Annotated in this window: 12 protein-coding genes; 9 read left to right on the forward strand and 3 right to left on the reverse strand. The window is 33.7% G+C overall.

The annotated features are described in order from the left end of the window. Window positions 1-418 precede the first annotated feature (418 nt). From ACKI3D_RS00315 to ACKI3D_RS00350, 8 genes are all read left to right on the forward strand, one after another. Entirely contained in the window at window positions 419-2,023 is a 1,605-nt protein-coding gene (locus tag ACKI3D_RS00315) for an ABC transporter substrate-binding protein (RefSeq protein WP_407391235.1), read from the forward strand. A gap of 74 nt (window positions 2,024-2,097) precedes the next feature. Then, window positions 2,098-3,093, forward strand: coding sequence for an ABC transporter permease (locus ACKI3D_RS00320; RefSeq protein ID WP_407391237.1), 996 nt, complete (start codon window positions 2,098-2,100; stop codon window positions 3,091-3,093). Then, on the forward strand, window positions 3,086-3,937 hold the full coding sequence (locus ACKI3D_RS00325) for an ABC transporter permease (protein WP_407391239.1): 852 nt from the start codon (window positions 3,086-3,088) through the stop codon (window positions 3,935-3,937). Before ACKI3D_RS00320 ends, ACKI3D_RS00325 begins: the two co-directional genes overlap by 8 nt. Window positions 3,938-3,950: 13 nt before the next feature. After that, complete coding sequence (locus tag ACKI3D_RS00330; protein WP_407391241.1) at window positions 3,951-4,898, forward strand: oligopeptide/dipeptide ABC transporter ATP-binding protein; 948 nt, start codon at window positions 3,951-3,953, stop codon at window positions 4,896-4,898. Next, entirely contained in the window at window positions 4,888-5,499 is a 612-nt protein-coding gene (locus ACKI3D_RS00335) for an ABC transporter ATP-binding protein (RefSeq protein WP_407391243.1), read from the forward strand. The genes ACKI3D_RS00330 and ACKI3D_RS00335 overlap by 11 nt, the downstream gene beginning before the upstream one ends. A gap of 517 nt (window positions 5,500-6,016) precedes the next feature. After that, window positions 6,017-6,151: a hypothetical protein gene (locus ACKI3D_RS00340; RefSeq protein WP_407391245.1), complete on the forward strand. Its 135-nt coding sequence runs from the start codon at window positions 6,017-6,019 to the stop codon at window positions 6,149-6,151. 77 nt (window positions 6,152-6,228) lie between these two features. Continuing rightward, complete coding sequence (locus ACKI3D_RS00345) at window positions 6,229-7,026, forward strand: virulence RhuM family protein (RefSeq protein ID WP_407391247.1); 798 nt, start codon at window positions 6,229-6,231, stop codon at window positions 7,024-7,026. Window positions 7,027-7,058: 32 nt separating this feature from the next. Beyond that, window positions 7,059-8,429, forward strand: coding sequence for an MATE family efflux transporter (locus ACKI3D_RS00350; RefSeq protein WP_407391249.1), 1,371 nt, complete (start codon window positions 7,059-7,061; stop codon window positions 8,427-8,429). On the opposite strand, the gene ACKI3D_RS00355 is transcribed toward ACKI3D_RS00350, so the two are convergent. Next, entirely contained in the window at window positions 8,426-9,040 is a 615-nt protein-coding gene (locus ACKI3D_RS00355) for an ABC transporter ATP-binding protein (protein ID WP_407391251.1), read from the reverse strand. The genes ACKI3D_RS00350 and ACKI3D_RS00355 overlap by 4 nt on opposite strands. A 1-nt stretch (window position 9,041) precedes the next feature. After that, complete coding sequence (locus ACKI3D_RS00360; protein ID WP_407391253.1) at window positions 9,042-9,989, reverse strand: oligopeptide/dipeptide ABC transporter ATP-binding protein; 948 nt, start codon at window positions 9,987-9,989, stop codon at window positions 9,042-9,044. A gap of 148 nt (window positions 9,990-10,137) precedes the next feature. On the opposite strand from ACKI3D_RS00360, the gene ACKI3D_RS00365 reads away from it, so the two are divergent. Further along, complete coding sequence (locus ACKI3D_RS00365) at window positions 10,138-10,698, forward strand: GNAT family N-acetyltransferase (protein WP_407391255.1); 561 nt, start codon at window positions 10,138-10,140, stop codon at window positions 10,696-10,698. Here ACKI3D_RS00365 and ACKI3D_RS00370 read toward each other — a convergent pair. Then, a complete protein-coding gene (locus tag ACKI3D_RS00370) occupies window positions 10,693-11,385 on the reverse strand; it encodes a 4Fe-4S double cluster binding domain-containing protein (RefSeq protein WP_407391257.1) in 693 nt (230 codons plus the stop codon). The genes ACKI3D_RS00365 and ACKI3D_RS00370 overlap by 6 nt on opposite strands. Window positions 11,386-11,494 lie beyond the last annotated feature (109 nt).

Raw genomic sequence — 11,494 nt, forward strand, 5'->3', positions numbered from 1 at the left:
AAACGCCGCACCGCAAGCACCTCAAACGACACCCCCTATGCCACGCATTATTCGCTTGCAGTCCCCGAAAAGGGAAGTGGTTACGCCAACCGCCGCTACGCAAAAAGCACCGAAAAGCGGTGTCGGGGCGGGGCTTGGACGCCAAGAGATCCTTAGCAGATTATTTAAAAATAAATAATTTTTAAAATATTTAGTTTTTTGAAGATTTTGTCTTGATAAATTTTAAACAATGTGCTAAAATAATACTATTTTGAAAATTATTAGTAATTTTTATATACTTTGAACCTAAATATAATTATTGTAATATCTTTAATAATATAAGTATTACTTATATCTTATATTTTCATGATTTAGTATTACTAAAAAGTGGATATTACTTTAGATTTTATTATTAGTAAATTTTTAATGAGGAAATAACATGGAAACAAAATATATTATTGGTGCAGTTATAGCTGCTATCGCAATTATCGGTATTGCAGCTGTTGCTTTAGGGGGCGGAAGCACAGAACATGCTGCTAATGAATTAGTAACATGTGTTGCTGCTCACGGTGAAGAACCAGAATATGGTTTCGACCCAATGCACGGTTGGGGATATCACGATTCTGGAACAGACCCTCTTATTCAAAGTACACTTCTTAAAAGAGATAAAGACAACAATTTTGTAAATGATTTGGCGACAGATTATGAAATTTCAAGTGACTTAAAAACATACACAGTAACTATTCGTGATGATGTAAAATTCACAGACGGTTCTAAATTAACCGCAGATGATGTAGCATTCTCATACAATAAAGCTAAAGAATTAGGTGAAGGTGCAGATTTAAGTAACATGAAAGAAGCTAAAGCAGATGGTAATAAAGTTGTATTCACTTTAGATCAAGCAGATTCAACATTCATTAACAAATTAACTGATGTTGGTATCGTTCCAGCAGCTAGTTATGATGAAGAAACATACGGTCAAAACCCAATTGGTTCCGGACCTTATAAATTAGCTCAATGGGACAAAGGACAACAATTCATCTTGGAGAAAAATCCTGATTACTATGGTGAAGAACCATACTTCGAAAAAATAACCAACCTCTTCCTTGATCCTGATGCAGCATTTGCAGCAGTTAAAAACGGAGATGTTGACATTGCTGAAGTACCAGTAGCATATGCTAACGAAAAAATAGACGGCTACCACATGGAATACTTCGATTCAATTGATGTACGTGGAATTTCATTACCAACCCAAATGGATGAAGGAAATGTAGCTGGAGATAACTTTACCATTGGTAACAACGTAACTGGTGACCCAGCAATAAGAGAAGCATTAAACATCGGTATTGACAGACAAAAAATAGTTGATGGTGCATTAAATGGATATGGTAATGTTTCTTACAATGGTGTAGCTGGTCAATTACCATGGGCATTTGAATCTCCATTTGAAGACGGTAAAGTTGATGAAGCAAAACAAATCCTTGCAGATGCAGGATGGAAAGATACTGATGGTGACGGAATCTTAGAAAAAAATGGTACTAAAGCTTCATTCACAATATACTATAAAGCATCCGCATCTGAAAGACAAGCAATTGCTGTAGCTGTAGCAGAACAAGCTAAAGAATTAGGTATTGAAATTATTCCACAAGGTGGAAGTTGGGATGATATTGACCCTAATATCCACAGTCAAGGAGTAGTATGGGGATGGGGTTCAGCAGATCCATTTTCACTTGAACACCAATACGATTCAAGAGTAGCAGGTGTTGGATACGATAACGCAGAAATGCTTAATGATTCTGCAGTAGATGCAGGTATTGATGCGGCAATGGCTCAAGATTTAAATGCTTCATATTCTTCCTGGTCTCAAGTAGCTCAACAAGCTAACTCCAACTATCCTTACTTATGGATTGGAACTATGGATTACACTTACTTTGTAAGTGATGACTTAGACATTTCCAATGGTACACACCTTATTTATCCACACGGTGGAGATATCTGGGGTAACATCTACGATTGGACACGTATTAATGCAACTGAAGCATAATAATTTAAATACAAAATGATTTATTAATTTAAATCATTTTTTATTCTTTTTTTTAGAAAACAAATTTTTACGAGATGGTTAAAATTAACAATAAAAAATTAGCTAAATTTTTAGGATTTAAAGCCGTTAGATTACTAATTTTGTTAATTGTTGTTGCAGCAATCAGTTTTATCATTGTACAAGTATCTCCAATCGATCCAGTTAGAGCTTATCTTGGGCAAAGAATTGTCAGTCAAGAGCAAATGGCCATCATAGGAGAATATTGGGGAACAAATCTGTCCTTAGGTGAAAGAGTACTGGGATGGCTTCAAACATTAGCATCTGGAAGCATGGGTTTTTCCTTAATTTATAGGGTACCTGTAACAGAAGTAATCCTGCAAAAATTCACAGCTTCATTAACTCTTATGATTGTTTCTTGGGTAATATCTGGAATTGTAGGTTTCGGATTAGGTGTAATTGCAGGTGCAAAAGAAGGCTCTTGGATAGATAAAGCAATTAAAACTTACTGTTACATTTTACAATCTACCCCTACTTTTTGGATAGGATTAGTATTTTTAATGGTTTTCTCTGTATATCTAGGTTGGTTCCCTATTGGACTTTCGGTTCCAATTGGCCAATTATCAGACACGGTTACATTCTGGCAATGGTTATATAGGTTAATATTGCCTGCAATAACTTTAAGTATTATAGGAATTGCTTCTCTAACCATGTACACCAGAGATAAACTTATAAGCGTTAAAAAAAGTGATTATTTCTTATTTGCTCAAGCAAGAGGTGAAAGCTTTTGGGGCATAATTAAGAATCACGGAATAAGGAATATTTTACTTCCAGCAATTTCAATTCAATTCTTATCATTCAATGAATTATTTGGTGGAACAATTCTTGTTGAACAGGTATTTGCATACCCTGGTATTGGGCAAGCGACTGTAGCTGCAGGATTGAGGTCTGATGTTCCATTATTATTAGGTATTGTTATTGTCAGTACTATTTTCGTATTTGCTGGAAACTTTATTGCTGATTTGATTTATCAATATGTAGACCCAAGATTAAGGAGTGAGGACGATGAGTGAACTTCCATGGTATAACAGAGGTTTATTTAGTAGCCTAAACTTAAGGCAAAAAACACTTTTAACTATTGCACTTACAGGATTGGTATTATTAATTATCTTTATTTGTGGAATGTTAACCGATGCTAATTTACCTACTGATTTCACTATAAAAATGCAACCTCCATCATTCGAACATCTTTTTGGTACTGACTGGATGGGTAGGGACATGTTTACCCGTACAATAAAAGGTTTAAGCTTAAGTATTATGATTGGATTGGTTTCTTCAATATTGTCAAGTATAATCGCTACAATTTTAGCTTTCCTTGCAAGTACAAACAAGTTCTGTGATGAATTCGTATCTTGGTTAATTGACTTGTTCGCATCAATACCTCATATCCTATTAATCATGATGATTTCTATTGGATTTGGTAAAGGTGCATTTGGTGTAATGATGGCAGTAGCATTCTCGCATTGGGTTAATTTGACAAGAGTGCTTAGAGCTGAAGTATTACAGATTAACACATCTGAGTATGTAGCGTTATCCAAAAGATTTGGTAAAAGTAAATTATGGATTGCAAAAGAGCATATTCTGCCTTTGGTATTGTCTCAGATATTTGTAGGAACATTATTGGTATTCCCACATGCAATTATGCACGAATCAAGTGTAACATTCTTAGGTTTCGGTTTATCACCACACGAACCTGCAATTGGTATTATCCTGTCAGAATCAATGACTTACCTTGCAATGGGTGCTTGGTGGTTAGCATTCTTCCCGGGTCTTGCATTATTGATAGTCGTATTATTGTTTGATATTATAGGAGATAACTTAAAACGATTATTGGATCCTGCACAGGCAAATAACTAGATTGGGTGATATTATGGGAAAATTATTAGAAGTAGATAATTTATCAATATCTTTTACACAATATGTTCAAGGATTAGTTAGACACGATTCAAAGGTAATATCTGATTTAACAATAGATGTTGACGAAGCAGAAATCGTTGCCATATTAGGTTCTAGTGGTTCAGGTAAAAGTCTTTTGGCTCATTCAATCTTAGGTATTTTACCATATAATGCTAATGTTACTGGTGAAATAAAATATAAAGGCAATATTTTAGACCAGGAGATGAAAGAAAAGATAAGGGGAAAGGAAATTTGTTTAATCCCTCAATCTGTAAATTTCTTGGACCCTCTTATGAAGGTATCTGAACAGGCAATTGGTGAATGTCAGGATGAAAAGGAACATGCCGAGAAAAAAATAAGGCAAAGAGAAATATTCGCCAGATATGGATTGGATGAAAGTGTAGATGATTTATATCCATTTGAACTGTCCGGAGGTATGGCAAGAAAAGTATTGTTGTCTACAGCTTTAATTGGTGATCCGGATTTATTAATTGCTGATGAGCCAACACCTGGGCTTGATGCACAAAGTGTTAAAGAGACAATTGAGGATATAAAGAATTTAAAAGAGCATGGTAAAGGTGTTTTACTAATTACTCACGAAATTGATGTTGCCCTGAAAACTGCAGATAGAATTGCAATTTTCTATTCTGGTTATGTTATTGAAATTAATAATGTAGGAAACTTCAAAAACGTGGATAATGTATTGCATCCATATACTAAGGCATTAATTAATTCCCTGCCTAGAAACGGATTTAAATTAACTGAAGGAGTTCAACCTTTAGAAGACCTTCCGGGATGTCCTTACTGGGAAAATTGTCCTATTCGATTAGACAAGTGTGAGAAAAATAAACCTGAGCTCGTTAATCATGATGGTATTATGATTAGATGCTTTAATTATGAGGGGGCTAATGATGAATCTTGAAGCGAAGAATATTACTTTTTCATACAATAAGAAAAGACAGATATTAAAGGATGTTTCATTATCTCTTAATAGCAATCAAATTATAGGATTAATGGGTGACAGTGGTAGTGGTAAAAGTACTTTATGTAAAATATTATCTGGCTACATTACTAATTATTCAGGTGAAGTAACCCTTGATGGTAAAAAGATTCCAGATAAAGGTTTTTATCCGGTACAATTGATTTTCCAACATCCGGAAAAGACAATGAATCCAAAATGGAAGATGGATAAAGTATTAAATGAATCATGGAGTCCGCCTCAAGATTTAAAAGATACTTTCGGCCTTAAAGATCAATGGCTAACCCGTTGGCCTAGTGAACTTTCCGGTGGAGAATTGCAGCGTTTTAGTATTTTAAGAGCTCTCAATCCAGAAACAAAGTTCATCATTGCCGACGAGATAAGTACCATGCTTGATGCCGTAACTCAAGTGCAGATATGGGAAAAGCTCATTAACTATGCTAAAGCCAATAATATTGGAATATTGGCTGTCAGTCACGATCCTGAATTGCTTGAGGTCATATGTGATGATATTTTGCTATTTAAGGATATAAATAACATATAAAATCAATCTCATTAATCAATGGTCAGTGCATTATTAAACGTACGATTTTGATAGTCATGGATAGCAGATGCTTTTGAAGTGAACTTCTTAACTATTCCCCTTTAACAATAATGACTTATCAACTGTAGTCCTGTTCAATGCAATAATTGGTCATTATCGGTTAATGATGTCTTGGTCTTGAGATTTAACTTATCTCATTTAAATGGATGGTGAATATTTCACTATCCTATTTTTTTCATTTGTTATTTGTAGCTGGAACCATGCTGGCTGTTTAAAACACGGGCATGCTTCTATTAGTATAATGCAATCATTATTTTCTACTTTTTTTTTTAATTAATTGAATATTCTAGATTCGTTATCACTTCATATTATTGCTTTCATTTTGTAATATTGTTATTATTCTGTAAAATTGTTTTAACCTTGTAAAATTGATTTAATTTAGAATAAAAAAGTATTTAAGCTTTTAAATTTAATATTATCATAATTATGTCTAATTAAATAAAAAAGAGGTTAAAAAATGAAAGAAAATCAGATTACAAGAACATTGCTGTATATTGGTGATGAAGGTGAAGTGTCTATGGATGTGATTGTAGACCATGAAAGAGAAACATTTTGGGCAACTCAAAAGACCATGGCCGAATTTTCAATGTAAAAGTTCCAGCCATAAGTAAACATTTAAAAAATATTTTTGATGAAGGGGAATTAATTAAAAATTCAGTTGTTTCCAAAATGGAAACAACTGCCTCGGATGGTAAAAAGTATAATACAAATTTCTACAATTTGGATGCCATTATCTCAGTAGGTTATAGAGTCAATTCTAAAAATGCAATTCACTTCAGAATTTGGGCAACTGGCGTTTTAAGGGAATTCATGATTAAAGGATTTGTTTTAGATGATGAGTTATTAAAGAATGGATCTAGGTTTGGAAAGGATTATTTTACTGATTTGCTTGAAAGAATAAGAGAAATTAGAGTTTCTGAAAGGCGTTTCTATGAAAAATTAACCGATTTGTATGCAACCAGCCATGATTATAATAAAAATGCCGAAATTACAAGAGATTTCTATGCTAAAGTTCAAAACAAACTTCATTATGCCATATCCGGAATGACTGCTCCTGAAATAATCAAAAATAGGGCAGACAGCGAAAAAGAAAACATGGGTTTGACAACTTGGAAACATTCTCCTAAAGGAAAAATTCAATTAAGCGATACTAAAATTGCTAAAAATTATTTGACTGAAGATGAACTTAGCGAACTTAACAAGCTCGTGGAATTGTATCTTAACTTTGCAGAACTTCAAGCAACAAGGGAAATTCCGATGACTATGCCAGATTGGGCATCTCAGTTAGACAAATTTTTAGACTTTGTCGGTTATCAAATTCTTGAATGGAAGGGTAAAGTCAGTCGAAAAGAGATTAATGATTTTGTTAAAGTTGAATTTGATAAATTCAGACCAATCCAGGACAAATTGTACAAATCTGATTACAACGAATTTGAAGAGAGAACCAGAAAACTGTTGAATAATTAATTATATATCTGAATAAAGTTTAATATTAACTCATGCAAAGTAATGATTCCTCAAATAGTGTAGACATAATGCTTCAAAATCCCAAAAAAGCATTGATTAAAATGTCTATACCTTTGATAATTTCATTACTCATTACCAGTTTTTACAATCTGATTGATGCTGCCTGGGTATCTGGCCTTGGTGCTGATGCACTTGCGGGTGTAGGATTTTTCACACCGATATTCATGATTTTAGTCGGCTTTGGAAATGGTTTAGGGTCAGGTGTTGCTTTTGCAATATCCAAGTATCTTGGTGAGGACAATAAAGCTAAGGCAGATAATGCTTCAATTCATTCAATTATATTGGACATTATTGTTTCATTGATTATTACTGTGATATTGTTGGTTTTATTGAACCCAATTTTGAATGCTATGGGTGCTGGACAAACTATTGGCTATGCAACCGATTATGGAGTAATTATTCTTTTAGGTTCAATTTTCATAATCCTTTCTAATGCATTATATGGTATTTTTAGAGGTGAAGGGGATACAACCAGATCGATGTATGCAATGATTGCCTCAGCTATTTTAAACATGATTTTGGATCCCATATTCATATATACTTTAAATTTAGGAGTTAAAGGAGCCGCAATAGCTACAGTCATTTCAACAATATTCGTAATATTAATGATTTTGTATTGGTTTTACGTTAAAAAAGACACTTACATAAAGCCTAATTTCACAAATTTCAATTTTAAACGGGATATTTCAAAAGACATTGTTAAGGTAGGCATCCCAGCAAGTATTCAGCTTTTAAACAATGCATTCTTTGCAGCAGTTTTCTCAGCGCTATTGGCTTTTGTCGGTTCAACTGATTCGGTTGCAGTTTACTCGACTGGGTGGAGGATAGTAACAGTTGGCACAACACCATTGCTGGCTATTGGAACCGCATTAATCAGCGTGATTGCTGCAAATTATGGGGCTCAAAACTATAAAAACATCCAAATTGTTCACAGATATGCAATGAAAGTATCAATAGTCATTGCTTTTATTGTAGCCATCTTGACAAATGTCTTTGCAGGTGATATCGCTTCAATCTTTGCTTCCAGCGGCAGCAGTGTAAGAATAGCTTCAGAACTGACTAGTTTTCTTTCATGGATTGTGATTTACTATCCGACAATGGCTGTTGGTGTTGCATCAACTTATGTTTTCCAAGGTATTGGAAAAGGAATCACTGCCATGTTTCAGACAATTATGAGAGAAACAGGATTTACAATATTTTTTGCAGTTTTATTAGGCGTTGTTTTAGGTTATGGTGTCTGGGGAGCTTGGATGGGTATTGTTTTAGGCGAAATCGTTTCAAATAACATTACGATGGTTTGGGCGGACAGGCAAATAAAAAAATTAATAAATATTAATGATTAAACACCACTAATATCTTTAAAATAAATTTTTTCGTCACATATTGTATCAACTAAAGGCATATCGTGACTTACGAGCATAAATCCCATTTTTCTTTCTTTTACTATTTTTAATACAGAATCTATGATTTGCACTTGTGTAATGGCATCAAGCATTGTTGTCATTTCATCGGCTATTAAAAATTGAGTATTTGGATTTAGGGATCTTACAACTGAAAATCTTTGGAGTTCTCCTCCGGATAACTCTTGTGGGAATCTTGTAAGCCAGGATTTTTGAATACCGAATTCTTTTAGGAATTCATCATCAACATCCCATGATTCAGCTAATACTTGCTGCATTTTCCATTTTGGATTCATAACTTTTTCAGGGTGCTGATAAATTAATTGGACTGGTTTAAAACCTTTTTTTGGAAATGGTTTTCCATCAAATGTTACGCTGCCTTCATATTTTGTAATGTATCCGGATAATATTTTACAGAATGTTGATTTTCCACTACCACTATCTCCAATCAAACCAATAATCTTTTTGTTGTCCAATTCAAGATTAACATCTTTTAAAAGATAGTTTTTTGCAGAGGGATATTTAAATGAAATGTTTTCAGCTTTAAGTTTCATCTTATGCACCTTCTTCATATTTAAAGCATCTGATTTTTTTGGTTCCAAGGTCAATCAATTCAGGTTTTTCTTGTTTGCATCTATCGAATCTCATTTCGCATCTGCCATAATATGGGCAACCTACTTGGATTTCTCCATGTAATGGCTGATGTCCTTTTGTTAGTTCGAATCCGTTTGCAGGCAATGCTTTGTATAATGCTTTTGTATACGGATGGAGCAGGTTTTCACCGTCTCCAGAGAAATCCTTATTCTCCGCAATCTCAATTACATATCCTGAATAGAATATTCCTATTCTGTCAGCTACTTCGAGCGCTGCATGAATATCGTGTGTGATTAACAATACTCCGATTCCATCTTCTTTCATGTGTTTGAAGTGATTTAATGTTTCCTGTACTGTTTTTTCATCAAGCCCGGGTGTTGGTTCATCAGCTACAACCAATTTTGGATCAGATAATAGTGCGGTTGAAACAAGTACTCTTCTTGCCATTCCTCCGGATAGTTGGAATGGGTACATGTCATCCACTTCGGGACCGAGGTTGTAGTGTTCAAAGATTTCTCTTTGTTTTATTTTTTTTGCTTTCCTCTCTTCGTCACTTTCAGTGTGTCCGATTGATTGGTCTGCGATTTTCATCAATGGGTCTAAGAAGTTCACTGATTGAGGTACAAGCACTATATCTTTTCCTCTTATTTCTTCTTTATCCTCTTGGGATAATTCTTTTCCCATATATTTGATTTTTCCATTTAAATTTGCATTTTCAGGTAATATTCCGAATATTGCATGAGCCAGCAAACTTTTTCCAGAACCGCTTGAACCTAAAACTGCCAATATTTCTCCTTCAGATATATCTAAGGTTAAATCAGTGATAACTTTCAAATCCCTTTGATTTAGTCCCTTTGTATATTGAGTAAATGAAATTGAAACATTTTCAACATCTAATACTTTTTCCATCAAATCACCTTCATGATTTTCAAATGATAACTTTTATATAGTAATTTGTACTTTATCAATATTAAAGTTATTCAAAATTTATAAAAAAGTATTACTAATCAAATAAATTTTTTAATATAAGTAATACTTTTATTAACTGGTGTTTTCCATGAATGTTACAATTAAGGAATTGAGCAAAGATTCAAATGAAATTAAATGTGTTCAAGAATTTTTGTTTAATATGATAAAATCGGAATTTGGTTATGATTATGTCCCAGAATGGCATCAGGATGTTATGAATCTGGAAGAATATTATATTTCTCCAGAAAAAAATAACTTTTTTGTTGCTTATCTTGATGACGGTGAAATTATTGCAACAATTGGCATTAGGGCTTATGATAAGGATTTTCCTGAATTCAGACATCTCTATTCAAAAGACACTACCTCAAGCATATGGAGGTTGTTTGTTGATAGGAGATGCAGACGTTGCGGTTTAGCTTCCAAAATGTTCAGCATTGCTGAGAACTTTGCAAATGAAGCGGGATATGATGATATCTATCTGCACACACATAAAACATTGGATGGAGCCATCGAATTTTGGACAAAAATGGGTTTTGTTGTTGCAATGGATTCCAATGATGAGCTTGAAACTGTCCATATGGATAAAAAAATTCAAGAATTAGAAATTAATCCCCTGGCTAATGATTTTCGTTATGCCGTGAAATTATAATTTTTTGATATATTTTTGAGTATGTGGGCAGGCAAAAATGCATTTTCCACATACGGTATCTGCTTTTCCTAGATTTTCTTCTGAAATCTTCAGGGCGTATTTTTCACATTTTTTATCGTCGTAAAAGTCATTTCTTTTAAGTTTATAATTCCAGTTTAGGCCACTTATTGCTCCCCCAAGACATGCTTCCTTACATTCCATACATTTTCCGCATCTTGATTTTAGAATAGGTTTTCCAACTTCAAGAGGGGCATCTGTCAGAACTGAGGATAATCTTAGGGCGGATCCATAATCTTTTGTGGTGAATAATGCTGATTTGCCAATCCACCCAAGCCCCGCACGTGTAGCTATTGTTTTGTGTGGTAGTTCAAAAGAGTTAAATTCTCCAAAATCACTTCCTAATCTTTTTTTTGTTTGGGCATATGCATCATAACCTTTATCAATTAAAAATTCTTCACATTCCATCCCAAGTGCATCTAGCCGAGTGTTTAAACTAATCAATTCCTGAAGGTATTCTGGAGTAGGTGCATTTTGCATATTTCTTATTATTTCCTTGGGATATGTGATATAAAAGACAACCCCCACATTTAATCCTTCTTTAGGGGTAAATTGGGTTATGTCTGCAAATCCCACTTCGGTTGCACCATTTTTTAATAGATACTTTTTTAGTTTAAGAGATAGAGCCATAAGCGATAATTTAATATTAATAATATTTAAATTTAATTTAAGTATTACTTTTGATAAGAAATTTTATTTAATTTGTATTACTTTTAACCCTAATATTTTTGTATAATTA

It is taken from the genome of Methanobrevibacter sp. (assembly GCF_045586545.1).
Lineage (GTDB): Archaea > Methanobacteriota > Methanobacteria > Methanobacteriales > Methanobacteriaceae > Methanocatella.

Bases quoted from the DNA above. Each gene is read 5' to 3' on its own strand.
- ACKI3D_RS00370 (WP_407391257.1), bottom strand. From the start codon at position 11,385: ATGGCTCTATCTCTTAAACTAAAAAAGTATCTATTAAAAAATGGTGCA.
- ACKI3D_RS00350 (WP_407391249.1), top strand. From the start codon at position 7,059: ATGCAAAGTAATGATTCCTCAAATAGTGTAGACATAATGCTTCAAAAT.
- ACKI3D_RS00355 (WP_407391251.1), bottom strand. From the start codon at position 9,040: ATGAAACTTAAAGCTGAAAACATTTCATTTAAATATCCCTCTGCAAAA.
- ACKI3D_RS00360 (WP_407391253.1), bottom strand. From the start codon at position 9,989: ATGGAAAAAGTATTAGATGTTGAAAATGTTTCAATTTCATTTACTCAA.
- ACKI3D_RS00325 (WP_407391239.1), top strand. From the start codon at position 3,086: ATGAGTGAACTTCCATGGTATAACAGAGGTTTATTTAGTAGCCTAAAC.
- ACKI3D_RS00330 (WP_407391241.1), top strand. From the start codon at position 3,951: ATGGGAAAATTATTAGAAGTAGATAATTTATCAATATCTTTTACACAA.
- ACKI3D_RS00365 (WP_407391255.1), top strand. From the start codon at position 10,138: ATGAATGTTACAATTAAGGAATTGAGCAAAGATTCAAATGAAATTAAA.
- ACKI3D_RS00345 (WP_407391247.1), top strand. From the start codon at position 6,229: ATGGAAACAACTGCCTCGGATGGTAAAAAGTATAATACAAATTTCTAC.
- ACKI3D_RS00335 (WP_407391243.1), top strand. From the start codon at position 4,888: ATGAATCTTGAAGCGAAGAATATTACTTTTTCATACAATAAGAAAAGA.
- ACKI3D_RS00340 (WP_407391245.1), top strand. From the start codon at position 6,017: ATGAAAGAAAATCAGATTACAAGAACATTGCTGTATATTGGTGATGAA.
- ACKI3D_RS00315 (WP_407391235.1), top strand. From the start codon at position 419: ATGGAAACAAAATATATTATTGGTGCAGTTATAGCTGCTATCGCAATT.
- ACKI3D_RS00320 (WP_407391237.1), top strand. From the start codon at position 2,098: ATGGTTAAAATTAACAATAAAAAATTAGCTAAATTTTTAGGATTTAAA.